At 60.5% G+C, this 23,197-nt stretch carries 17 protein-coding genes and 5 tRNA genes; 13 read left to right on the top strand and 9 right to left on the bottom strand.

Annotation, left to right across the window (positions count from 1 at the left end):
• Positions 1–21: 21 nt before the first annotated feature.
• Positions 22–2,457, bottom strand: coding sequence for a glycerol-3-phosphate 1-O-acyltransferase PlsB (gene plsB, locus OP495_RS08760; protein ID WP_280563011.1), 2,436 nt, complete (start codon positions 2,455–2,457; stop codon positions 22–24).
• 149 nt (positions 2,458–2,606) lie between these two features.
• Here plsB and OP495_RS08755 point away from each other — a divergent pair, with 149 nt between their 5' ends.
• The gene (locus tag OP495_RS08755) at positions 2,607–3,719 is read left to right on the top strand and encodes a phospholipase D-like domain-containing protein (protein ID WP_280568590.1); all 1,113 of its coding nucleotides are present in this window, start codon (positions 2,607–2,609) and stop codon (positions 3,717–3,719) included.
• An 8-nt stretch (positions 3,720–3,727) separates the two neighbouring features.
• On the opposite strand, the gene OP495_RS08750 is transcribed toward OP495_RS08755, so the two are convergent.
• Positions 3,728–4,378, bottom strand: a complete 651-nt coding sequence (locus OP495_RS08750; protein WP_280563013.1) for a UPF0149 family protein — start codon at positions 4,376–4,378, stop codon at positions 3,728–3,730.
• 71 nt (positions 4,379–4,449) lie between these two features.
• Here OP495_RS08750 and OP495_RS08745 point away from each other — a divergent pair, with 71 nt between their 5' ends.
• The 3 genes from OP495_RS08745 to OP495_RS08735 all read left to right on the top strand — a co-directional run bounded on the left by OP495_RS08745 (position 4,450) and on the right by OP495_RS08735 (position 8,018).
• Entirely contained in the window at positions 4,450–4,992 is a 543-nt protein-coding gene (locus OP495_RS08745; protein ID WP_280563014.1) for a SprT-like domain-containing protein, read from the top strand.
• A 153-nt stretch (positions 4,993–5,145) separates the two neighbouring features.
• Positions 5,146–7,095, top strand: coding sequence for an acetate--CoA ligase (gene acs, locus OP495_RS08740; protein ID WP_280563134.1), 1,950 nt, complete (start codon positions 5,146–5,148; stop codon positions 7,093–7,095).
• A 260-nt stretch (positions 7,096–7,355) separates the two neighbouring features.
• Positions 7,356–8,018 (top strand): response regulator transcription factor, encoded by a 663-nt coding sequence (locus tag OP495_RS08735; RefSeq protein WP_280563015.1) that lies wholly within the window; start codon positions 7,356–7,358, stop codon positions 8,016–8,018.
• 134 nt (positions 8,019–8,152) lie between these two features.
• On the opposite strand, the gene mntR is transcribed toward OP495_RS08735, so the two are convergent.
• The 6 genes from mntR to OP495_RS08705 all read right to left on the bottom strand — a co-directional run bounded on the left by mntR (position 8,153) and on the right by OP495_RS08705 (position 16,695).
• A complete protein-coding gene (mntR, locus tag OP495_RS08730) occupies positions 8,153–8,623 on the bottom strand; it encodes a manganese-binding transcriptional regulator MntR (protein WP_280563018.1) in 471 nt (156 codons plus the stop codon).
• A complete protein-coding gene (locus tag OP495_RS08725) occupies positions 8,586–9,866 on the bottom strand; it encodes an Nramp family divalent metal transporter (RefSeq protein WP_280563019.1) in 1,281 nt (426 codons plus the stop codon). The genes mntR and OP495_RS08725 overlap by 38 nt, the downstream gene beginning before the upstream one ends.
• Before the next feature lie 139 nt (positions 9,867–10,005).
• Positions 10,006–13,956 (bottom strand): NahK/ErcS family hybrid sensor histidine kinase/response regulator, encoded by a 3,951-nt coding sequence (locus tag OP495_RS08720; protein ID WP_280563020.1) that lies wholly within the window; start codon positions 13,954–13,956, stop codon positions 10,006–10,008.
• A 66-nt stretch (positions 13,957–14,022) separates the two neighbouring features.
• Positions 14,023–14,538, bottom strand: a complete 516-nt coding sequence (locus OP495_RS08715) for a hypothetical protein (protein WP_280563021.1) — start codon at positions 14,536–14,538, stop codon at positions 14,023–14,025.
• A 93-nt stretch (positions 14,539–14,631) separates the two neighbouring features.
• The gene (locus OP495_RS08710) at positions 14,632–16,428 is read right to left on the bottom strand and encodes a sodium:solute symporter family protein (protein WP_280563022.1); all 1,797 of its coding nucleotides are present in this window, start codon (positions 16,426–16,428) and stop codon (positions 14,632–14,634) included.
• 6 nt (positions 16,429–16,434) lie between these two features.
• Positions 16,435–16,695: a DUF4212 domain-containing protein gene (locus tag OP495_RS08705; RefSeq protein ID WP_280563023.1), complete on the bottom strand. Its 261-nt coding sequence runs from the start codon at positions 16,693–16,695 to the stop codon at positions 16,435–16,437.
• Between the two features lie 556 nt (positions 16,696–17,251).
• On the opposite strand from OP495_RS08705, the gene OP495_RS08700 reads away from it, so the two are divergent.
• The 9 genes from OP495_RS08700 to OP495_RS08660 all read left to right on the top strand — a co-directional run bounded on the left by OP495_RS08700 (position 17,252) and on the right by OP495_RS08660 (position 22,121).
• Positions 17,252–19,069, top strand: coding sequence for a DUF294 nucleotidyltransferase-like domain-containing protein (locus OP495_RS08700; RefSeq protein WP_280568587.1), 1,818 nt, complete (start codon positions 17,252–17,254; stop codon positions 19,067–19,069).
• A 76-nt stretch (positions 19,070–19,145) separates the two neighbouring features.
• Positions 19,146–19,763 (top strand): 3'-5' exonuclease, encoded by a 618-nt coding sequence (locus OP495_RS08695; protein ID WP_280568584.1) that lies wholly within the window; start codon positions 19,146–19,148, stop codon positions 19,761–19,763.
• Between the two features lie 87 nt (positions 19,764–19,850).
• Positions 19,851–20,705, top strand: a complete 855-nt coding sequence (gene ttcA, locus OP495_RS08690) for a tRNA 2-thiocytidine(32) synthetase TtcA (protein ID WP_280563026.1) — start codon at positions 19,851–19,853, stop codon at positions 20,703–20,705.
• 32 nt (positions 20,706–20,737) lie between these two features.
• A complete protein-coding gene (locus tag OP495_RS08685; protein WP_280568581.1) occupies positions 20,738–21,475 on the top strand; it encodes an alpha/beta family hydrolase in 738 nt (245 codons plus the stop codon).
• 65 nt (positions 21,476–21,540) lie between these two features.
• Positions 21,541–21,616 (top strand) — tRNA-Val (locus tag OP495_RS08680).
• A gap of 53 nt (positions 21,617–21,669) precedes the next feature.
• Positions 21,670–21,746, top strand: a tRNA-Asp gene (locus OP495_RS08675).
• A 47-nt stretch (positions 21,747–21,793) separates the two neighbouring features.
• Positions 21,794–21,870: transfer RNA gene (locus OP495_RS08670), tRNA-Asp, on the top strand.
• Positions 21,871–21,944: 74 nt separating this feature from the next.
• Positions 21,945–22,021, top strand: a tRNA-Val gene (locus OP495_RS08665).
• Positions 22,022–22,044: 23 nt separating this feature from the next.
• Positions 22,045–22,121, top strand: a tRNA-Asp gene (locus tag OP495_RS08660).
• 24 nt (positions 22,122–22,145) lie between these two features.
• On the opposite strand, the gene OP495_RS08655 is transcribed toward OP495_RS08660, so the two are convergent.
• On the bottom strand, positions 22,146–23,147 hold the full coding sequence (locus OP495_RS08655; RefSeq protein WP_280568578.1) for an alpha/beta fold hydrolase: 1,002 nt from the start codon (positions 23,145–23,147) through the stop codon (positions 22,146–22,148).
• Positions 23,148–23,197: the final 50 nt, after the last annotated feature.

Genomic DNA, 23,197 nt, shown 5'->3' with positions numbered 1-23,197 from the left:
GTCATCATCTAACGCCCGATACTACGATGGCTGGCGATGTACCAGTTGGGTCAGGCGGTGGCGCAGGCTGGGATCAAAGAGCGCCTGCCCGCGACGCTGAGCGCTTTCGAGCGAGCTGTCATAGCACAGCGTGTCGTTTTCCTGCCATAACCAGCCCTGTGCCTCGAGGGTGTCGAGCAAGCCGCTGAAGAGACGTTTGTCGAAGAACTCCGGCGCGTTGAGCCCGGAGAGCAGGGTGAGACGTTCAGCCAACTGACGGCTTTGTTCCTCCAATGCCTCGCGGGTCAGGGTGCCGCTTCCCTCGCGCAGCAGTACGGCCAGCAGCAGATAACCGCGCTCCAGGGTCGGTTGTACCAGCCGCCCCAGCAGGCGCAGGTGTTCGCTGCTGGCCAGATGCCCCGCCGGGCGCTCCCAGGCGTGATCGGTCTCGATCAGCAGATCCTCCGATGCCAGCGCTGCCAGAGCGCGTTCCAGGCGTGGCGCGAAGGCTTCAAAGGGCAGGTGGAATTCATGTGCGAGCACCGGCCAGGCGGGGCCCAGCAGCGTGAGCAACTCTTGCGTATTAAAACGGGTGTTATGCCGATACGCGAAGGCGACCAGCGCCATGTCGATGAATAGATGCAAGACGTTATTGCGATACCAGGTCAATAAAGTGGCTTGCTCCGGCGTGGCGAGTACGAGTTCGCCGAGTGCCTGTTGGCGGCACTCGATGAATGCCAATTGAGCGGTGTGGGAAATCCAGTCCCGAGGTTCGCCCGCGGGCAGGGTGATACGTTCACCGCCCGGGAGATGCCGTCTCAGGTCCACCAGCAAGCGCATATGACGCTCGAGCAGGTCGGCCTCGATGGCGTGGTGCGAATTGGCCAGCAGTCCCAGAGCGACCAGCGAGACCGGCGTGATAGCCGCTGCGGCGTTGACGCGTTGGGCCAGGATAGACCCCAGCGCGGGCACGGCCTGATTAATCCAGTCGGGGCGCGTTTGACGGCGGTTGTCCCGCCAATCGGGGACCTGGCGGTCGAGAAAGCCGCTGAGCATGAGCGGTTCGCCGACATTGACCGTGACATGCCCGTACGACTGGCGTAGACGACGCACGATGCGCAACAGATCGAAGGGCGATTCCTTCCTCTTGTGCCCGCCGCGCAATTCCTTGAGGTAGCTGCCGCTTTCCAGCACTTTCTCGTAGCCGACATAGACCGGCACGAAGGCGACCTCGCGGCGGGGGTCGCGGGCGAAGGAGCGTAGGGTCATGGCCAGCATGCCTGGGCGCGGTGCCAGCATGCGCCCGGTGCGCGAGCGTCCGCCTTCGATGAAGTACTCCAGTGGGTGCCCACGCGAGATCAGGCGATGCACGTATTCGTTGAACACCGCCGCGTAGAGGCGGTTGTCACGAAAGCTGCGGCGCAGGAAGAAAGCCCCGCCACGACGTAGCAAAGCGCCGATCACCGGCATGTCGAGGTTGCGGCCCGCCGCGATGTGCGGCGGCATCAATCCTTCGCGAAATAGTACGTAGGACAACAGCAGGTAGTCGATATGGCTGCGATGACAGGGCACATAGATCAATTCATGATCGCCGGCCAGTGCCTTGACGTCATCGAGTCCGTTCACGGTGACGCCGTTGTAGAGGCGATTCCAGAGCCGGCGTAGCAGCTGGTAGAGGAAACGCAGCACGGGGTACGAGGTGTTGGAAGCAATCTCGCGGCCATAGCGCAACGCGCGGCGGGTTTCACGCGCGGGGCTTGTGCCGCGGGCGGTGGCCGCATCGGCGATCGCCTGGCGCACTTGTGGACTGTCGACCACGCCGCGGATCAGCGTATTGCGATGCGAAAGATCGGGACCCAGCACGCGAGCGCGTACACGACGAAAGTGAACGCGTAGTACGCGTGCCGTCTTGCGCTGGGCGACCGGTAGCGAACGTGTCTCGACCAACGTGCGTAGTTGCAACGGTGCGCCGATATGTACCTGCACATGCTTGCCATTGATCGCCATCGACAAGAGTCGGCGCAGGCGTCCGCTCCACTGCCAGCTATCCGCTGCGAGCAATTTCCAGAAGCCGAAGTCCTTGCCTGGGGCACGCCCCCAGAACATGCTTACCGGCACGAGCTGGATATCTCGATCGGGTGCGTCGGCTAGCTCTGCCAGCAAGGTGTCGAGATGCAGAGAGCGTCGTCCGTGTATCTGCGTCAGCCCGCGACTGAGCCGGGGCAGGGCGATACAAGCGTGAAGGTACGTCTCGCCGAGCGCGACACTGCCTCGGGCACTGGGCAGGCCCTCGCGGTGTGTTATCAGTTCGAGTGCCAGTCTGTCCGAAAAGGCGGGGTGCGGGAGCACGTAGATCGTTGGCCGCGTGGCATCGAGCGCGAGCTGCTGCGCTTCGACATGACGGTAGTCGAGCCAGTGGTCGAGCAGGGTGCGGCACAGGGCGTGCAAGGGAGCGAGGAGCGTGCGTAGAACAGCCATCCATTAGCCTTGAAGGAACGCGATAAAGCAGTATAGCTAGCCAGGTCCAGGCGGGGTAGGCCCAAGGCTGGCGCTTTTAAGCGACGTTGCAAACGTGCGTCAATACGCATGACCAAGCCGCTGCGCAGGCGGCGAATCAAGGAGACACCATGCGCGGACGTTGGCAGGTAGGCAACCGTTTCACCTTATTGCCGGAAGGCAAGCGTTTTCTTCCCGCCTTGTTCTCAGCCATCGATGAAGCGCGCACTACGCTTTATCTCGAACTCTATCTGATGGAATCGGGCACGCTCGCCACGCGGGTGATCGATGCCTTGTGCACGGCGGCTGGGCGGGGTATCACGGTGCTGGTACTGCTCGATGGCTACGGTTCGATGAAGCTCGCGCATGCGGACCGCGAGCGCTTGCGCGAAGCAGGCGTGACGTTGCGCTTCTTCAATCCGCTGGCCTGGCATCAACTGGGCAAAAATCTGTCGCGCGATCATCGCAAGCTGCTGATCGTCGACGAGCAACTGGCTTTTACTGGTGGTTTCGGCGCCGTCGATTCCTTCATCGAGGCATGGTATGAAGTCGCCGTACGTATCGAGGGACCGGTCGTCGCGGATTGGACCAGACTGTTCGCGCAGCTCTGGGAGTCGCCCTTGACACGCCGCAAGGCAGCGCTGCGGTACTGGCCGTCCCCGCGCCACATCGCACCACTCACGGAGGACATGCGCGGGCGAATGATCAGTGGGCGTGGGCATCGTTACCAGGCGATCCGGCATTCGCTGCATCAGCGTATTGCCACTGCCGAGCGGCGGTTGTGGCTGTGCACACCCTACTTCGTGCCGACCTTCAGTCTGCGCCGACGCCTGATCCGTGCCGCGCGTCTGGGGCTCGACGTGCGCCTGTTGCTTCCGGGATCGCGCCATGACCATCCGGGTATTCGCTATGCTGGGCAGCGTTTCTACGCGCGACTGTTGCGGGCCGGGGTGCGCATCTACGAGTTTCAGCCGACCTTCATTCACGCCAAGTTCGTGCTGGTCGACGATTGGGCATCGATCGGCTCGTGCAATTTCGACCACTGGAGTCTGCAGTGGAATCTGGAGGCCAACCAGGAAGTCGAGGACGCCGGTTTCGCCCGCGACGTGGCGGCCCTGTTCGAGCGCAACTTCGCTGCCAGCGAGGAAATCCATTGGGATCAGTGGCGTCAGCGTCCATGGACTCAGCGCGGTCGTGAATGGATTTTCGGCACCCTCAACGGATGGATGACGCGATTGCGCTGAACGTGTGCTTAGCCGCGTCCCTTGCTGCCTGGCCGTCCGGCGGGTTTCTTCTTGCGCGGCGTGGGCTTGGGCTTTTCCTCGGGGACGCGGTAGTGCAGATAGAGATCCAGAATCAGCTCGGGTAGCTGCTTGACGAGTGCCTCGGCGCGAGTGCTGTCAGCGATCAGCTCGTGCATGTCGGGTTCGTCATCGAACAATCCCGACAACGCCATGAAGGGCAGCAGCAGTTCGGCGACCCGAGTTTCGTCGTGTTCAAACCAGGCGACTTCATTAAGGAATACGCCTTCCATGAAGCCCGCGCACCAATCGCCGATGGGCGTTTCCTCCGGGGCGATGTCGCCGAGCTCGAGATCGAACGGCAGTTCGGGCAGATGGCCGTGCTCGAGGGCTTCGATGGCGTTTTGCTTGAGTGTCTCGCAGAGGCCGAGAATCTGCTCGCGTTGCGCGGCGTCGGTGAACTGCGGTTCGCCATGGTAAAGCTCGGCGACCCAGGTCGTGGCCGGTGTCTCGATCGGCGCGATCGCGAGAGCGATGAGGAAGCCGTGCGTGCCGATCAAGTCGAGCGCTTCGGGATCGACCTGGTCGGATGCCAGGAAATCGTCGAGGGTCTCGAGCGCTGCGTCGTCGAGCAGTGGCATGGGGGGCGACGTCTCGGACATGATGGGCCTCTTGCAGGGAGCTGTCGGTGAGTGGTGGACGCCTGTCGCGTTGCGCGGCATTCTAGCATCCCATGATGTCTGTCACCTTGCCCTCTCCCGATAACGATTGGTTAGTGTCGCTCGACGAGCCGGCCCTGCACGAGGCGCTATATGCGCGTGTCGAGGCGGCTTGGCGCGTTGCCCTCGATGTTCATCCTTCTCTGCCGCGCCCCGGCGTGTGGCTGGATCTGCGTGGCAAGGGCGCCGGTCAGGCGCACTTCTCGCGCGGTGGTCTACGTTTCAATCCGGTCCTGCTGCGCGAGAACCGCCAGGCGTTCATGGTGGATGTGGTGCCGCATGAGATGGCGCATTGGCTGGTCTTCCATCTCGAGGGGCCGCCAGCGCGTCCGCACGGTCACGAATGGCGTACCGTCATGCGCAAGCTCTACGGTTTGCCACCACGTACCACGCATCGCTTCGATGTCACGCGTGCCAGTCCCGCGCCGTATTGCTACCGTTGTGGTTGTGTCACTGAGCATCATTTTTCCGCACGGCGTCATTCGCTGGCACAGCGAGGCACGAACTATCATTGCCGACATTGTCGACAGCGCTTGCACTTCGTTGCTAAAAAATGATGTAACTCAATGAATTAAAAAGAAAAAATGGTAATACCAAGGTCTAATAGGGAGCCAGGGGGGCTAGGGGTATATGCTGGTAACACATTCTTGGACGGTCACATTGGCAAGCGTGTGACCGATTATCCATTTCTCGACCTTTGCGAGGAAGCCATGACCGAACAGCAGAAAGTCTACCCGGTGGCGGAGGATTTCGCCGCCAATGCCTGGGCGGATAACGAGACGTATCTGAGCCTTTATCAGCGCTCCGTCGACGATCCCGAAGGCTTCTGGGCGGAACAGGCCGAGTCTCTGGATTGGTTCAAGGCGCCGACCAAGATCAAGAATACTTCATTCGCTTCTTCCAACGTGGATATTCGCTGGTTCGAGGATGGCGAGCTCAACGCTGCCTACAATTGTCTCGATCGCCATCTTGAGACCCGTGGCGATCAACCAGCGATCATCTGGGAAGGCGACGACCCGGGGCAGGACAAGACCATTACCTACCGCGAGCTGCATGCCGAGGTGTGCCGCTTGAGCAACGCCCTCAAGGAGATGGGAGTCACCAAGGGTGACACCGTCACGCTCTACATGCCGATGATCCCCGAGGCGTCGGTGGCCATGCTGGCGTGTGCGCGTATCGGGGCTATCCACTCGGTCGTATTCGGCGGTTTCTCGCCGGATGCTCTGGCTCAGCGCGTGGTCGATGCCCAGTCGCGGGTGGTCATCACCGCCGACGAGTCGGTACGTGGTGGCAAGCATGTGCCGCTCAAGGATAACGTCGACGCCGCGATGACTCGCGACGGTACCGATATCGTCGACAAGGTGCTGGTCGTGCGCCGCACCGGCGGGGAGATCGAATGGCATGACGACCGTGACGTCTGGTACCACGAGTGGGTCGAGCGCCAGTCCAGCGAATGCCCGGCGGAGAACATGAACGCCGAGGATGCGCTGTTCATTCTCTATACTTCCGGCTCTACCGGACGTCCCAAGGGGCTCAAGCACACCACCGGTGGCTATCTGCTCTATGCGGCGCTGACGCATCGCTACGTATTCGACTACCATGAGGGTGAGGTGTACTGGTGCAGCGCCGATGTGGGCTGGGTCACCGGACATAGCTACATCGTCTATGGTCCGCTGGCCAACGGCGCGACCACGCTGATGTTCGAAGGCGTGCCAAGCTATCCTTCGCATGGGCGTCTCGGCGAGATCATCGACAAGCACCAGGTATCGATCCTCTACACTTCGCCGACTGCCATCCGCGCGTTGATGGCGCATGGCGAGAACATCATGGACTCTAGCCGGCGTGACAGTCTGCGTGTACTGGGGTCGGTGGGCGAGCCGATCAATCCCCAGGCCTGGAGCTGGTTTCACAGTGTGATCGGCAATTCGCGCTGCCCGATCGTCGACACCTGGTGGCAGACCGAGACCGGTGGCATCATGATCACACCGTTGCCAGGGGCGACTGATCTCAAACCGGGCTCCGCCACGCGGCCGTTTTTCGGCGTGCGCCCGGCGTTGCTCGACAATGATGGCAACGTGCTCGAAGGCGCCACTTCGGGCAATCTAGTGCTCCTCGATTCCTGGCCTGGTCAGGCACGTACCATCTGGAACGATCACGAACGCTTCGTGCAGACGTACTTCTCTCCTTACGAAGGCGTCTACTTCACCGGCGATGGCTGCCGCCGTGACGAAGATGGCTACTACTGGATCACTGGCCGCATCGACGACGTGCTCAACGTCTCCGGACATCGCATGGGCACCGCCGAGATCGAATCCTCGCTGGTGGCACATAGCGCTGTTGCCGAAGCCGCTGTGGTTGGGTATCCCCACGACATCAAGGGACAGGGCATCTACATTTACGTGACCCTGGGTGACGACGTCGAACCCAGTGAGGAGCTACGCAAGGAATTGACGCAATGGGTGCGCAAGGATATCGGGCCTATAGCGACGCCGGATGTCATTCAGTGGGCGCCGGGGCTGCCGAAGACCCGTTCCGGCAAGATCATGCGGCGTATCTTGCGTAAGATCGCCGCCAACGAGTGCGAGGGCTTGGGCGACACCAGTACGTTGGCTGACCCGAGCGTGGTCGATGAGTTGATCGAGCATCGCGCCAATCGTTGACACGTGTTGGGGTGGGTATCCGGCGTCGGTTCGTTCGACATGGGGCGGCACGCCAGCTCGCCTCGGGTGCCCGCCCGACTTTCGCCGGCCGATGGCCGGCTTTTTCGTGCCACCAGGAACGTTCGGGGGTGCGTCGACGCAAGGCTTGGGTATTGTCTACAGCATGGGGTAACATGTTGAAAACAAGACGTGAACCTGATGCTTGCCGAAGACAATCGCGGCACGACCGTTCGCTCCATGGGGGATCCGGAGGAGACACAATGGCTTTTGCCCAGAAATTCATCGTCGCCGATGACCACCCGCTATTTCGTGCCGCGCTCAACCAGGCGTTGCGCCAAGTAGCGCCACAGGCGGAGATCGTCGAAGCCGATACCATGGAGGCGACTTCCGACATGGTAATGCGCCATCCCGATGCCGATCTTATCTTGCTTGACTTGCACATGCCGGGCGCACATGGCTTTTCGGGACTGATCCAACTGCGCGGTCAGTCGCCCGAGGTGCCCGTGGTCGTCATTTCGGGTAGCGAGGAGCCGCCCGTCGTGCGTCGTGCCATCGACTATGGCGCATCGGGTTTCATTCCCAAGTCCTCGTCGCTGGATGTTATCGCCGAGGCGATCCGCCAGGTGCTCGAGGGAGAGGTCTGGTTGCCAGAAGAGATGGCTGAAATTCTCGGCGAATCGAACGAAGAGGAAGCACGTTTCGCCGAAGCCATCGCCTCACTGACGCCCCAGCAGTTCCGGGTACTCAACATGTTGAACGAAGGCCTGCTCAACAAGCAGATCGCCTATGAGCTCAACGTGTCGGAGGCGACCATCAAGGCGCACGTCACGGCGATACTCCGCAAACTGGGGGTGCATTCGCGCACGCAGGCGGTCATCGCTGCACAGAAACTCGAGGTCGAGCCGCCCAAGGTCGAGTCCTAGGCTGCCCTTGGCGACAGCATACGAGACGAGGCCATGTGAGAGACAAGAAGCCGTTCCCAGTAGCATGGGAGCGGCTTCTTCGTACGGGGGCTATCTGCGTATCAGTACGCACTCCCAGGGCCGTGTCAGGCGGCTCATGAAGGCGACTGGCGGTCCAGGAAATCGCGCATGGCGTTGACGGTTTCTTCACTGCAGTGATGCTCGATGCCCTCGGAGTCGGCACGTGCGACTTCCTCGGGCACACCGAGCGCCCGCAAGGCATCGAGTACTACCCGGTGGCGTGCCATGACGCGCTTGGCGAGGGCATCCCCCTCGTCGGTCAGGAAGATCCCGCGGTAGGGGCGCGCGACGGCAAGGCCGTCGCGTTTCAAACGTGCGATGACTTTTGACACTGCCGCCGCACTGACGCCGAAGCACTCGGCCAGATCGCTGGCACGAGCTTCGCCCAGCTGCGTATGCAGGTGCGCGATTTCCTCGACATAATCCTCGACCAGCTCGGTCTGATGATCCTGCCGAACGCGTTTGAAATATTCGTGCTTGGGCTGAGACTTCATGCAACCCCTGCTTTCAGTGTCCCGTGAACGTAGAAAATAGCACGTACGCATTAAGGGCGACGATTAACGTGCACACGATACCGCCCACCACGGTTACCGATTTGTGATTGACCAGGTTGCCCATGATACGGCGATTGGCGGTGAAGAAAAGCAGTGGGATGAGTGCAAACGGAATCCCGAAGCTGAGAATCACCTGACTGGCGACCAAGGCCTTCTGCTCGGACACGCCGAGCATGATGATCACCAGCGCCGGCAACATGGTCACCAGGCGGCGCAGCCAAAGAGGGATCGTGAAGTTCACGAAGCCCTGCATGATGACTTGCCCAGACAGCGTGCCGACGATGGACGACGACAGCCCGGCGAGCAACAAGGCGGCACCGAAGACATGACTCGCAGTGACCTGCCCCAGCATCGGTGCCAGCAATTGATAGCTATCACTGATGGTGGCGACATCCAACCGGCCGTTGGCATGAAAGACTGCCGCTGCCATGGCCAGCATGCTGAGGTTGATCACACCGGCGATAGCCATGCCGATGATGACATCGAGGCGATAGTAACGCATCAAGCGTAAGCGGTGGGCATCGTCCTTCACTTGGATGCGTTGCTGCGACAGGGCCGAATGCAGATAGATGACATGCGGCATGACCGTGGCGCCGAGTATACCCGCCGCCAGGTAGAGCGAATAGCTATCTGGAAAGCCGGGAATCAGCAAACCTTCGAGTAGCGGTGTCGTTTCCGGTCGGCTGAGCACCAGCTCGAGGATGAAGCCGCCCGCCACGGCCAGGATCATGGCGCCGATGACGATCTCCATGAGGCGGAAACCGTAGCGGTAGAGATGCAGTGCCAGGTAGGTGATCGCTCCGGTGAGCAACGCGCCTTCCATCAGCGATAGCCCGAACAACAGATTGAAGGCTAATGCCGCGCCGAGAAATTCGGCGAGATCGGTGGCGATGGCCACGACCTCTGCTTGTATCCAATAGCACCAGACCACGGGGCGTGGATAGCGTGCGCGAATCACCTGGGGCAAGTTGCGCCCGGTGGCGAGCCCCAGGCGTGCCGAGAGGGTCTGGATCAGCATGGCCATCAGGTTGGCGACGAGTACCCCCCACAGTAGGGTATAGCCGTAGCGCGATCCCGCTTCGATGTTGGTGGCGAAGTTGCCGGGGTCGATATAGGCCACCGCGGCGATCAGCGCAGGGCCGAAAAAGGCTGTCCATCCCCAGCGTCGGGCCTTGCCATTGAGCGTCGAGGCCGCTTGCTCGCGGATCGCACTGTCGGAAATTGTACTCAGCATGGTAGCGACCCTAATTTAACCATGGTTAATCGAATGTCTAAAGGTTAACTTAGAGGCCTTGGCTTGACCAATAGTCGTTGTCCCGAGAGGCGATTGATTTTGACTATTAATTGCTTCCGGGTGTCGTCTGTCTCCCACGCTAGCGGTCCTGGCGAGCGGCGCGGTTGGCTTGCAGGGTGCGTGTCAAAAGCGCCCGCAAGGCGGCCGGGCGCACCGGCTTGAGCAGTAACTGATAGCCATTGCGACGAATCTCCTCGGCGACCTCGTCGGTCTGGTCGGCGGTGATCACGATACCCGGGACGGGCCCATCGCAGAGTTTCTCGAGGGCTTCCAGAGTCATCAATCCGGTGACCTCGTTATCTAGATGGTAGTCGGCGAGAATGGCCTCGGGATCGCTGTCCAGATGGCGTAACACCGACTTGGCGCCGCCGATGGACGTGGCGGTGAAGACTTCGCACTCCCAGCCATCGAGCATCGCCTTCATGCCCTCGAGGATCAGTGTCTCGTTGTCGATACACAGGATTCTGGCGCCTGCGAGTTTGTTGCCGGGACGCCGCGTGGGCGTATCCTCGGCGCTTTTTTCCTGCTGGCGTTCCTCGACCCGTGGCACCGACACCGAGAACACGGTGCCGACATTTTCCCACGAGCGAATCTTGATGGGATGCTCAAGCACTCGGCTCATGCGGTCGGCGATGGACAGCCCGAGTCCCAGGCCTTTCTCGCCCTCCTTGTGACGCGAGGCCTGATCGAGGCGACGAAATTCCTGGAAGATTTCCGCCTGCTTGGCCTCGGGAATTCCCGGACCGGTATCCCAGACCTCGATGCTCAGTTTTTCGCCCTTGCGCCGGCAACCCAGCAGCACACGCCCTTGCTGTGTATAGCGCAGCGCGTTGGAGAGGAAATTCTGCACGATGCGTCGCAACATCTGGGCGTCGCTGTCCACCCAGGTCCCGGTGGCGACGACATCCAGATCGAGCCCACGATCCGTCGCCATGACTTCGAACTCGGCGCGCAGCGGGCGCAGGATGTCGGTCAATGGGAACTGTGTGCGGCGGGGTGTCAGGGCGCCGGCATCAAGCTTGGAGATGTCGAGCAACGTGCTCAAAAGCTCCTCGGCGGCCTGTAGCGAATTGTCGATATGATCAATGGTATGGCGCAGCTCGTCGGTTTCGACCTGCTGCCCCAGTGCCGAGGTGAATAGACGCGCGGCGTTGAGCGGTTGGAGCAGATCATGGCTGGCGGCAGCCAGAAAACGTGTTTTCGAGGCGTTGGCCTCCTCGGCGACCTGCTTGGCTTGGCGCAGCGCCGACTCGGCCTCGGCGCGCACGTGGTTTTCCTGACGCAGGGCCGCATTGGCCTCGGACAGTGCCTGGGTCCGCTCGCGGACGCGTTCCTCGAGATTTTCGTTGGTCTCGCGCAGAGCGATTTCGGCCAGACGGCGCTCGGTGATGTCCTGATAGAGGGCGAAGAACCCGAGTACATTCTCGCCTTCGCCAAAGTGCGGCGTGTAGGTCACCAGCATGTAACGCACGCCGCCGTCGCCGTCGTCCTGTGAGATTTCGAAGCTCACCCGCTCGCCGGCCAGAACACGATGCATCCACGGCGAACGCTCGCGGATGACCTGGGCGGGCATGACGTGGTCGAAGCGTTCGCCGATCGCTTCGTTGCGGTCAATGCCCATCGCCGCTTCATAGGCGCGGTTGGTAAAGAGGTAGCGGCATTCCTTGTCGAAATAGGCGATCAGCGCCGGCACATTGTCGGTGTAGATGCGAATGTTGTTTTCGGAGCGGATCAGCGCCTCTTCGGTGCGCTTTTGCTGGGTAATGTCCTGATAGGTGTAGACGAATCCACCGCCTGGCATGGGGTTGCCCTGGACCTCGAGCACAGTACCATCCTGGCGGTAACGCACGTAGCGGTGCGGTTGCCCCTGGCGGATATTGTCCATCAAGAGCTCGACGTGCTCCTCGGGGTCGCCGGGGCCGTATTCACCGTTATGCGCGTTGTAGCGCAGGATCTTGTCGAACGGCGCGTTGACTCGGATCAAACTGTCAGGGAAGCGAAACAGTTCCAGATAACGTTGGTTCCATACCACCAGGCGCGCGTTCTGATCGATCACGCTGATGCCCTGGTTGATGTTCTCGATGGTCGCTTGCAGCAGGGCGCGGTTGAACTCCAGTACCTGCGAGGCTTCGTCGACGATCGAGATGACATCGGAAATACCGATACCGCGTCCCTGCAACGCCGAATTGACCACGATGCGTGCCGAGGACGCCCCGAGTACCGACGACAATAGCCGTTCGGTGAACTGGATGACGTCGATCGAGGCGCGGGTATTGTCGTCCACGGACTGGCCACCACGGCGTGAATAGTCCTCGAAGGCGCGCTGTACCTGGCTGGTGCCCAGGAAGCGCTCGCAGAGAACCTTGAGATCGCCAACCGTAGTGGCACCGGTCCACGGACGGTTGACCGAGGTCTGGCGAGTTTCGACGCTATCGACGAATAATGATGCCTGGATGCGCTCGACGACGCGCTGCGGGGTGATCTGCGAGACAAAGATGTAGCAGAACAGGTTGAGTCCCAAGGACAACATGACGCCGTGGGTGAAGCTGTCACCGACGTTGAGACCGAACAGGTGCGTCGGTGCCAGCCAGTCGAGCCCCAAGGGGCCGCTGGTCAGCCAGGTCATCGGCAGTAATTCGGCCTGCACCAGCGATGGTAGCAACAGCGTGTAGGCCCACACCGCGAAACCGACGTTCATGCCGGCAATGACACCGAGGCGGTTGCCACGCTTCCAGTAAAGCCCACCCAGCAAGGCAGGCGCGAACTGGGCGGCTGCGGCGAACGACAACATGCCTGTCGAAGCCAGGGTGCTGTATTCGGCGATCAGGCGATAAAAGATATAGGCCAGCAGCAGAATGACGACGATGGTCGCGCGTCGCGCACGTAGCACCAGCTTGGCGTAGTCGCCTTCGGTGACGAACCAGCGTAGGCGGAACAGCAGCGGGATGATGATCTCGTTGGAGATCATGATCGACACCGTCATGGCGGCCATGATGACCATGCCGGTGGCTGCTGAGAGCCCGCCGATGAAGGTGAGTAGACCTAGCCATTCGCTGCCGCCGGCCATGGGCAGCGCAAGCATGAAGGTGTCGGGGTTGACGTCGCCATCGGGAAATATCGTCAAGCCCGCCGCTGCGATAGGTAGCACGAAGAGTCCGATGGCGGCTAGATATAGCGGGAACAGCCAGCGGGCACGCTTGGCATCGTCCGCATGGGTGTTTTCCACCACGGCGAGGTGGAACTGGCGCGGCAGGCAGAAGATGGCCAGCATTGCCAGCAGCGTCTGTGCCCAGAAGCCGTGGCCGAAATCCTGCTCGGTCAACTGGCGCTGCAATTCTAGATAGGTATCGGCACGGCCGAACAGATCGCCGAGGCCGTTGAACATGCCCCAGGTGACGTAGGCGCCGAGGACCAGAAACGCCAGCAGTTTGACCACCGATTCGAAGGCGATGGCGTGAATCAGCCCCTCGTGATGCTCGGTGGCATCGGTATGTCGCGTTCCGAAGAGGATGGCGAACAGCGCCATGAAAGCCGCGATATAGAAGGCTGTATCGCCGAATACAGGGGCACGAGTCAGGTCGGCGCTGTCGGTCAATACGGTGAACGCCGAGGCCACGGCCTTCAGCTGCAAGGCGATGTAGGGTAGCGTGCCGATCAAGGCCACCAGGCTGGCGAACGCCGCCAGTGACTGGGTCTTGCCATAGCGCGAGGCGATGAAGTCGGCGATCGAGGTCACGTTCTGGCGCTTGGCGACACGGATCATCTTGGCCAACACGGGCCAGAACAGCAGGAAGGTCAGAATCGGGCCGACAAAGATGCTGGCGAACGACCAGCCCGACGTAGCGGCCTCACCGACGGCGCCATAGAATGTCCACGACGTACAGTAGACCGCCAGCGCGAGACTGTAGACGATGGGACGCCGTTTGCCCGGTCCATGGCGCTTGGCCTGGCTATCGCCACGCCAAGCGATGGCAAACAATACGGCAATGTAGATCAGCGATACGACGATCAGTAGCCAGCCAGCAAACATGCTCTCTCTCCTATGTCTGCCGCCATTCTAGGGTAATCCGCTGGCGCGCGTCAGTCGTCCATATGCTCAGGATGTTTCACACAGGGCCTGATAAAGCGGGGTGTCGGCGCCAATGTCGTGCAGCGCGGAGGCGTCCGGTTGGCGCTCATCGCCGACCAGCGGTGCCCATTCCCGTTCGCCGCAGTTCATCAGGTAGGCTTGATGGGTCACGCGATCCGCGACCTGTTTTTCGAAACGGTAGAGAAAGAACTCGACCATGCGCTCCCCGTCGGCCTCGACGACGCGCAGATGGTCGCGGTCGATGACTTCGAAGGCAACGGGCATGGGGTACAAATAGGTCCAGGGACGCCATAGCATCGCGCCGTACTCGGCATCGACGACTTCAGCCGAGTCGGGTAGTTGCTGCTGCTTGAACGACAGCCAGCTGTACTCGTAATACATTTGGTAGCCAAGCATGCCGAGGCCACCCAGTGCCGGAACGATCCACCGCGGCAGACGCTTAGCGCTGATGAAACGCAGCACCAGGCCGATACCGGCGGTGCCGAGTCCGGCGAAAAGCGCTGCTATCAAGTGCCATATCATGGGCGTCTTTCCTGAAAGCGTTCGGGCTTCCCTGAGGAAGCCCGAGTGAGAGGGTTGGCTGCGGCCTAGCGTGCCAGGCCGCGTCATTATGGCTTAGTGGTCGAGCGCGGCGCCAGCGCCTTTCGGATAACGAACGCTCTGTACCAAGTCCTGGATCTCCTGCGGCGGTGCCTTGGTGACCCGGGAGACAGCGAAGGCTACTACGAAGTTGATGATCGCCCCCACAGCTCCGAATGAGAGCGGTGAGATACCGAGCATCCAGTTCTCCGGCGTATTGGCCAGCATGTTGGTACCAGGAATGAACAGCCAGCCCAAGTAAGTGAAGATGTACAGCAGCGTGCTGAGGAGGCCTGCCAGCATGCCGCAGACAGCCCCGGCGCTGTTCATTCGGGTAGAGAAGATGCCCATCATCAACACCGGGAACAGCGAGGCGCCGGCAATGCCGAAGGCCAGGGCCACGGTCTGTGCGGCGAAGCCCGGAGGATTGAGGCCCAGGTAGGTCGCCACCAGGATGGCACCGGCCATCGAGATGCGGGCCGCGAGCATTTCGCCTTTCTCGCTGATGCGGGGGTTGATCGTGTTCTTGATCAGGTCATGACTGATGGCCGATGAAATCGCCAGCAACAGCCCGGCTGCCGTGGAGAGCGCGGCGGCGATACCCCCGGCGGCAATCAAGCCGATGACCCAAGGTGGCAGGTTGGCGATCTCCGGGTTGGCCAGTACCAGGATATCGTTGTTGACCGTCAGCTCATTGCCTTCCCAGCCACGTTCCTGTGCCGTATCGGCGAAGTCTTCATTGCTATCGTTGTAGGATTGAATACGGCCGTCGTCGTTCTTGTCCTCGAAATTGATGAGGCCGGTTTCCTCCCAGGTGCGGAACCAACCGGGACGGTCCTCGTATTGCAGTGCGTTGTCGGCGGCGGCGTCGTAGTTCTCGACCTGGCCGGCCATCTCAGGGTAGACGGTGGTCATCAGGTTGAGGCGCGCCATGGATGCCACGGCGGGGGCCGTGAGGTAAAGCAGTGCGATGAACACTAGCGCCCAGCCAGCGGACCAGCGAGCATCGGCGACCTTGGGCACCGTGAAGAAACGGATAATGACGTGCGGTAGGCCTGCAGTGCCGATCATCAGCGATAGGGTGAACAGCACCATGTTGAGCTTGTTGTCGACGTCGGCGGTGTAGTCCTGGAAGCCCAGTGCGTTGATGACCTCATCGAGCTTTTCGAGCAGTGGCACCCCGGATTCGCTGTGCGTACTGAACAGGCCGAACATCGGTATCGGGTTGCCGGTTAGCTGCATGGCGATGAACACTGCCGGAATCGTGTAGGCGACAATGAGCACGATGTATTGCGCCACCTGGGTGTAGGTGATGCCCTTCATGCCTCCGAAGACCGCGTACAGGAAGACGATGGCCGCCGCGATCCAGATGCCGGCAGTGCTGCTGACCTCGAGAAAGCGTGAGAATGCTACCCCAGCCCCGGTCATCTGACCGATGACGTATGTCACTGAGGCGACGATCAGACAGACTACCGCGATGACGCGCGCAGTGCGGCTATAGAAACGGTCGCCGATAAAGTCAGGTACCGTGAATTTCCCGAACTTGCGCAAGTACGGCGCCAAGAGCATGGCCAGGATGACGAAGCCGCCGGTCCAGCCCATGAGAAAGGTAGAGTTGGCATAGCCGCCTGAGGAAATCAGTCCGGCCATGGAAATGAACGAGGCGGCGGACATCCAGTCGGCGGCGGTTGCCATGCCGTTGGGAACAGGATGCACGCCCCCGCCAGCGACATAAAAGTCCTTGGTCGACCCGGCTCGCGACCAGATTGCGATACCGATATAGAGCGCAAAGGATGCGCCAACGAACAGCAAATTGATGACGAATTGGCTCATGATGGCTTACTCCTCCAGGCCAAATTTTTTGTCGATCTTGTTCATTCGCCAGCCGTAGAAAAAGATCAGGGCGACGAAGGTCAGGATGGAGCCTTGCTGGGCGAACCAGAATCCCAGGTCGGTCCCGCCGATGGGAATGCTGGCCAGCAACGGCCGGAAGAGGATCGCGCAGCCGTAAGAAACGAATGCCCAGACGATCAGGCAGCCGGTGATTAGTCGCACGTTGGCTTTCCAGTAAGCTTCGGCATTGGATTTGTCATCTGCCATGGTATCGCTCTCCACTGGTGGGGATATGTGGACGTTGTGATGAAAGTTTTTGAGACGCTTCAAAGCAGTCTAAGTTATAGAACACTCTGTAGAGTGGCGTCATTGATACGATAGTGGCGCTAGACTTTTATCGACCATGGCAGTGCTGTCCGTCGTTGTGTTAATTATCTGCGATTGCCTTGAATAGTCATGCTGATGATAGTGGCTAATGACGTGGAAAAAAGAACCCCATACTTTGGTATCGAGCCCTTAGTTTAAAGAGTCATTTTTTGAATCATCATTTTTTTCATGGTGTTGTGAAGGGGGCAAGACTTTTTAGCAGGCTTATAAAAAAGGCGTAAGCGAGTCTTGTGGGGCGTAAGTCAATGGCTTTTTGGGGATGCGGTCTCAGCGTAGAACGATAGTCTATGTGTCGTAATAAAATTCAGCTTTGCTACTCTTGATTACGTAATATAGTAAGCATCTTTCGGCCGTGTTACCGAAAAGTATAAGGAACATGAAGCGGTAATGATGACACCAAGTCGCGCCAGGGTCGGCACAGGACGAGGGTACTACCATGGTCGATATTAACCTCTCGCAACCACCTTTCAGCTTGCTCGATGAAACAGGGCGTCAACGCGTTCGGGACGGAGTCGATCTCGCCTATTTCAATGAGAGCGAGATTATACTCGATGCCGGACAACCCGGTGAGCATGTATTCCTGATTCACAAGGGCGAAGTGGCGGAGCTCGACCTCAACGCGAGCGAGGGGGAGCGGCGTATCGGCCACTACACGGCGAGTGATCTGTTCGGGGCGATCAGCATCCTCAACGGTACGAGTCGTTATAGGTTTCAGGCTGAGCAAGAAAGTCTGTGTTACTTGCTGCCCCGCCGGCTTTTCGAAGACATTTGCGCTGCCTATCCTGCCTTCGATAAGTACTTCCGCCAGCACCTGGCCGAAAAGGCGCGCCATGTGCTTCAGCGGCGGGCGGAGGGTGGCATGAGCATGGCACGCTTCATGCTGGCACGGGTGGCGGAATGCATGCGCGAACCCGTCGTGGTCGAAGGGCATACCACGATTGCCGAGGCCGTCACGCATTTGCGCGAGCGTCATGCCGACAGCTTGTTGGTCAGTCATGCCGGGCGTTGCGGTATGGTGACCAAGACCGACCTTCTCGATGCGCTGGTTCAGCAAGGCTTGCCACATTCCTCCGAGGTGGGTGGCATCGCGCATTTTACGCTGATCACCTCGCATGCCGACGACTATCTCTTTACCGCACTGGTCAGCATGACGCGTCACGAAGTGGCGCGTGTCGTGGTCATGGAGGGCGCGCAGGCGGTGGGTGTCGTCGAGTTGACCGATGTGCTGGGCTATTTTTCGAGCCGTGCCCATGTCGTCAGTCTGCAAATCGAGCAAGCCGAGGATATCGATACCTTGGCGCGTGCCAGCGCACGACTGCCACAACTGATCCAGGCGCTGATGGCGCAAGGGATAAAGCTGCGTTTCGCCATGGAGCTTATGGCGGCGCTCAACGGGCGCATCATCCACAAGGCGTTTCGTTTCCTGATGCCCGAAACGCAACGGGAGCAATCGTGCCTACTGGTCATGGGTAGCGAAGGACGCGGCGAGCAGATCCTCAAGACCGATCAGGACAATGCGCTGATTCTGGCCGATGGCAGCGATTGGCCGGGTATCGAAGCGGCCATGGGCAGCTTGACCGACACGCTGGGCAGGCTTGGCTATCCGCCTTGTCCGGGCAACATCATGGTTTCCAATCCGCAGTGGGTGGCGAGCGAGTCGGCATGGCGCGGCAAAATTGCCCGTTGGACCTCGAGCCGCGATCCGAATGCGTTGATGAATCTCGCCATCATGCTTGACGCCCATGCCATCGCCGGCAACGCGAGCTTGCTCGAGGGCTTGCGTGAGCACCTGTTCGCGCGCGGTTCCCACGATGAGTTGTTACTGTCGTACTTCGCTCGGGGGGTGTTGCGTTACTCCACGCCGCTGACCCTGTTCGGCACGCTCAAGCGTCCGGAGCATGGCATCGAGATCAAGAAAGGTGGGCTTTTCCCCATCGTGCATGGTGTGCGCACTCTGGCACTAGAGCGGCGTGTCGCGGCCACTTCGACGTTTGCGCGTCTCGATGCCTTGGTCGACGACGGTCGCCTCGACCGGCCTTTCGCCGACGACCTGGGCGAAGCCATGGCACTGTTTTCCGAGCTGCGCCTGCGTCAGCAGTTGGAAAATCTGGAGGAGAGCGACACGTCGCAGGAGGCCAATCGCGTTGTCGTTCAGCGTCTCAGCGGCTTCGAGCGTGACTTGCTGCGCGAGGCGTTGCATACGGTCAAGGAATTCAAGCAACGCTTGTCGCAGCGTTTTCATCTCGAGTATTGAGGTGCTCGTCAGGCAAGCGCCACGAATGGCTGAGTCAAGCCACTCGGGCTATCGTCAGAGGTATACGGAGGTTGCGATGATAAAAGCATTACGCCGTGCCGGTGATCGACGACGCCAACTGGGCGGGCATCACGCCTGGCGCTTCGAGCCGTATTGCGGCAGCGAGGTCATTGCCCTGGACTGCGAGACGACCGATCTTGATCCGCGGCGCGCGGAGTTAGTGGCGCTGGCGGCGGTCAAAGTGCGCGATGGACGTGTCCTGACCAGCGAGTCGTTGGACCTGCGCCTGCAGCGGCCGGAGAGCTTGTCGGGCGACTCCATCCGCATTCATGGTTTGCGCGGTGTCGACTTGTGGGGCGGCGAGGCATTGGGCGATGCACTCGACCGTCTGCTCGACTTCATCGGCAATCGCCCGTTGGTTGGCTGGTGTATCGACTACGACGTGGCGGTCATCAATCGCCACTTGCGCCCGCGTACGGGGTTCGACCTCCCCAATCGAACGCTGGATGTGTGCCGATTGTATGCGCGTGAACGCCGTCGCGTGCAGCTGGATATCGAGCCGGATGTGCGTTTCGAGGCCATGAGCGAGGCCTTGGGCGTGCCGGTCATGGGGCGCCATACGGCGTTGGGGGATGCCGTGACCACGGCGCTGATGTATCTGCGGTTGTGTCATGGACGTGCGATCAGTGCCTGAGCGGCCAGGTTCGAGACTTCGTCGTGATGGACTGCGGTGATAACATGGAAGGATTCACTTACCACGGCAGGTCAAAGCGCTATCGTCATGCAAGCACTCACCGGCCAAGACAAACTGGCATTCAATAAGTTGCAAAAACGCCTGCGGCGCCAGGTGGGAAACGCTATCGTCGATTACGGCATGATCCGTGACGGCGACAAGGTCATGGTATGCCTCTCCGGTGGCAAGGATTCTTACACCATGCTGGATATCCTCATGAACCTGCAGCGTAACGCGCCGGTTTCGTTCGAGCTGGTGGCAGTCAACCTCGACCAGAAACAACCGGGATTTCCCGAGCACGTTTTGCCCAAATACCTGGATGACTTGGGTGTTCCTTACCACATCGTCGAGCGTGATACCTATTCAATAGTCAAAGAGAAAACCCCGGAAGGCAAGACTACCTGCGCGCTCTGTTCGCGGCTGCGGCGTGGCACCCTCTATGGATTCGCCGAGGAAATCGGTGCCAACAAGGTCGCGCTTGGCCATCACCGCGAGGACATGCTGGAGACGTTGTTCCTCAACATGTTCTTCGGTGGCACGCTCAAGTCCATGCCCCCCAAGCTACTCTCCGACGATAATAAGAATGTCGTCATCCGGCCCTTGGCGTATTGCCGTGAGGCCGATATCGCCGAGTACGCCGAGTGGCGCGAGTTTCCGATCATTCCCTGCGATCTGTGCGGCTCGCAGCCCAATCTCCAGCGCCAGGTGGTCAAGGAAATGCTCACTGAGTGGGAAGAGAAACACCCCGGGCGCCTGGAGACGATGTTCAAGTCGATCACCAATGTGGCGCCGTCGCAGTTGGCCGACCGAAACCTCTTCGATTTCGAAGGGCTGGAAGACAAGCAACGCGAGTTCCAGAGCAAACGTATCGAGACACTCGACGTGCTGAGCCGTGAGGCGTGACGCACTCCGCCTCCCAATGAGGCACGGCTGATATGAGCTTCGAGCATGCCTATGCCTCGACGCCACGCTCACTGACGTCACTGCACGACAGCGGCGTCTCGCCCGGCGTCGCGGCGCAGTATTTTTATCTGGACGACCTTGGCCCGCTGGAAGTGCGTGGCATGCCGCGTGTGGGGCGCTTGTTGCTGACCCACGGCGCCGGGGCAGGGCAGACCTCGTCCTTCATGCAGCGCCTGCGTGAGTCACTGGCGCTGCATGGCGTACAGGTCTGGGCCTTCGATTTCGCCTACATGCAGCGGGTATGGCATGAAAATCGTCGGCGCCCGCCGCCGCGTGTCGAGAGCCTGGTCGATGAGCTGGCCGTATGGCGCGACACGTTGAAATCGCTCGCCGACGATACACCATCGTCGCTGTGGCTAGGCGGCAAGTCGATGGGCGGACGCGTGGCGAGTCTGCTGGCGGCGCACGATCAAGCGGCGGGCCTGGCACTGTTCGGCTATCCGTTTCATCCATCCGGCAAGCCCGAGCGCACGCGACTGGCGCATTGGCCGGATCTGACCTGTCCCACCTGGGTGTTGCAGGGTACGCGAGACCCGTTCGGGGGTGACCGTGAAGTTCGCGAATATGCTTTGCCCGAGGTGGCGCACGTGCATTTTCTCGACGATGGCGATCATGATTGGCAACCGCGACGGCGAGCCGGGCATGATCAGGCAGCGTTGATCGAGGAAGCGGCACGTGTCGTGGCCGCTGCCATGCAGGCAAGTGAATGAACCAGATGAATGTAATCGGTTGACTTTCCACAGTCTCTCTGTAGAATGCAGCGCCACGTGACCAGGGGTGGTTAGCTCAGTTGGAAGAGCACCAGCCTTACAAGCTGGGGGTCACTGGTTCGAGCCCAGTACCACCCACCATTACGCGAAATGCATTTCGAGTGATGGGGAGCACGTGAAAAGAGGAATGCAGCGGACCGGTAGTTCAGTTGGTTAGAATGCCGGCCTGTCACGCCGGAGGTCGCGGGTTCGAGTCCCGTCCGGTCCGCCAATTCTTCATAGGAAATTCGACAATGTGTGGTTAGCGTTGTATTCAGCGGACCGGTAGTTCAGTTGGTTAGAATGCCGGCCTGTCACGCCGGAGGTCGCGGGTTCGAGTCCCGTCCGGTCCGCCACGATTTCCTCGCCGACGCGTCATTGACGATGAGGCATGAAGTAGTAACACGCAGTATCAAGTAGTATGCGATCCGGGTGGTTAGCTCAGCTGGTTAGAGCACCAGCCTCACATGCTGGGGGTCACAGGTTCGAGTCCTGTATCACCCACCAATCCGAGTCAAATCGGACAATGCGGACCGGTAGTTCAGTTGGTTAGAATGCCGGCCTGTCACGCCGGAGGTCGCGGGTTCGAGTCCCGTCCGGTCCGCCACGATCGCCATCGGCCAACCCTGAGTCATTGACTTGGGGTTTTGTCGTTTGGGCCTTCCTTTTTAATGCGCAGATGCGCCTGTCGCGCTGCGCTCTCAACGTCTTCCTCGATCGAGACCGTGTCGCCCTGATGTGCCTGGCACCAGGCAAGTGCCTGCGGGTAGACGTCTTCTGTGGCGTCGGGGTGCGTCAGCATGTCCAGATGACCGTAATCTCGCGCTTGACCGTTCTGGCGTCCCAGTACGCGTAATGCATGCCGATGCGGGCCGCATTCCTCGACGAAGCGTGCGACATCTCGGGGGTGTCCCAGTGCCTGGTCGCGCTGTCCGGCCAGATGCAGCGTGGGGGGCAATTCTGCCTGTGCCAGGGCGGCGGCGTAATCGAAGCCATCCTCGGGGTCCCGCCACGCTGTCTCGCGCACCCAGGCGACGCTGTCGGCGTGGCTGGCGGCGTATTCGTCGTCACTGCCCCAGCGTAACGCGCGAGCCGGCAGATAACCGCACGCACGACGTGCCAGCGGTGCGAGCCCTTTCCAGATCAGGTCGATATAGAGCCTCTTGCTGGGATTCTGGACCCGGACTCGACGCTTGGTTCCGAAATAGATCTGGCTGGCGATACGCTCGCGACTGCCGGGGACGCGCGCCAGGTGCGCGGCGATCAAGACGCCGCCCCAGGAATGCGCCATGATATGGCAGCGCGATTGCCCGCTCAGATTCAGGCAGGTGGCCAGTGCGGCGGCGACTTCATCGATGATGACCTCGCGCTGCGAGAACGATACACCGCGTGCCGGACGCGGCGAGGCGCTGCCGCGACCGCGTTGATCGATCACCATGACCTCGTGGCCCTGTCGGGCGAGCCAGGGCGCGAGCCCCTTGCCGCTACGGCTGTGAAAAATGCGCCCCGACTCGATGGCGCCATGCCAGCACAGGATGGGCAGGCCGTCGATGCGTTCCGGCTGGAAGTGGGTGAGGTTCAGCTCTCCGCCGGTGGCGATGGGAATGCGATGTCGAGAGGTCTGGTAGTTCATTCGGGTCTCGCTTGTCTAGCGTGAGAAGGTAGTCATGCCTGCGCCCTTGG

Origin of the sequence: Chromohalobacter sp. 296-RDG (genome assembly GCF_029889885.1) — a bacterium.
GTDB lineage: Bacteria > Pseudomonadota > Gammaproteobacteria > Pseudomonadales > Halomonadaceae > Chromohalobacter.
This window is presented reverse-complemented; position numbering and strand designations above follow the sequence as displayed.

Coding starts and splice junctions, on each gene's coding strand:
- plsB (WP_280563011.1), bottom strand. CDS start 2,457: ATGGCTGTTCTACGCACGCTCCTCGCTCCCTTGCACGCCCTGTGCCGC.
- OP495_RS08755 (WP_280568590.1), top strand. CDS start 2,607: ATGCGCGGACGTTGGCAGGTAGGCAACCGTTTCACCTTATTGCCGGAA.
- OP495_RS08750 (WP_280563013.1), bottom strand. CDS start 4,378: ATGTCCGAGACGTCGCCCCCCATGCCACTGCTCGACGACGCAGCGCTC.
- OP495_RS08745 (WP_280563014.1), top strand. CDS start 4,450: ATGATGTCTGTCACCTTGCCCTCTCCCGATAACGATTGGTTAGTGTCG.
- acs (WP_280563134.1), top strand. CDS start 5,146: ATGACCGAACAGCAGAAAGTCTACCCGGTGGCGGAGGATTTCGCCGCC.
- OP495_RS08735 (WP_280563015.1), top strand. CDS start 7,356: ATGGCTTTTGCCCAGAAATTCATCGTCGCCGATGACCACCCGCTATTT.
- mntR (WP_280563018.1), bottom strand. CDS start 8,623: ATGCGTACGTGCTATTTTCTACGTTCACGGGACACTGAAAGCAGGGGT.
- OP495_RS08725 (WP_280563019.1), bottom strand. CDS start 9,866: ATGCTGAGTACAATTTCCGACAGTGCGATCCGCGAGCAAGCGGCCTCG.
- OP495_RS08720 (WP_280563020.1), bottom strand. CDS start 13,956: ATGTTTGCTGGCTGGCTACTGATCGTCGTATCGCTGATCTACATTGCC.
- OP495_RS08715 (WP_280563021.1), bottom strand. CDS start 14,538: ATGATATGGCACTTGATAGCAGCGCTTTTCGCCGGACTCGGCACCGCC.
- OP495_RS08710 (WP_280563022.1), bottom strand. CDS start 16,428: ATGAGCCAATTCGTCATCAATTTGCTGTTCGTTGGCGCATCCTTTGCG.
- OP495_RS08705 (WP_280563023.1), bottom strand. CDS start 16,695: ATGGCAGATGACAAATCCAATGCCGAAGCTTACTGGAAAGCCAACGTG.
- OP495_RS08700 (WP_280568587.1), top strand. CDS start 17,252: ATGGTCGATATTAACCTCTCGCAACCACCTTTCAGCTTGCTCGATGAA.
- OP495_RS08695 (WP_280568584.1), top strand. CDS start 19,146: ATGATAAAAGCATTACGCCGTGCCGGTGATCGACGACGCCAACTGGGC.
- ttcA (WP_280563026.1), top strand. CDS start 19,851: ATGCAAGCACTCACCGGCCAAGACAAACTGGCATTCAATAAGTTGCAA.
- OP495_RS08685 (WP_280568581.1), top strand. CDS start 20,738: ATGAGCTTCGAGCATGCCTATGCCTCGACGCCACGCTCACTGACGTCA.
- OP495_RS08655 (WP_280568578.1), bottom strand. CDS start 23,147: ATGAACTACCAGACCTCTCGACATCGCATTCCCATCGCCACCGGCGGA.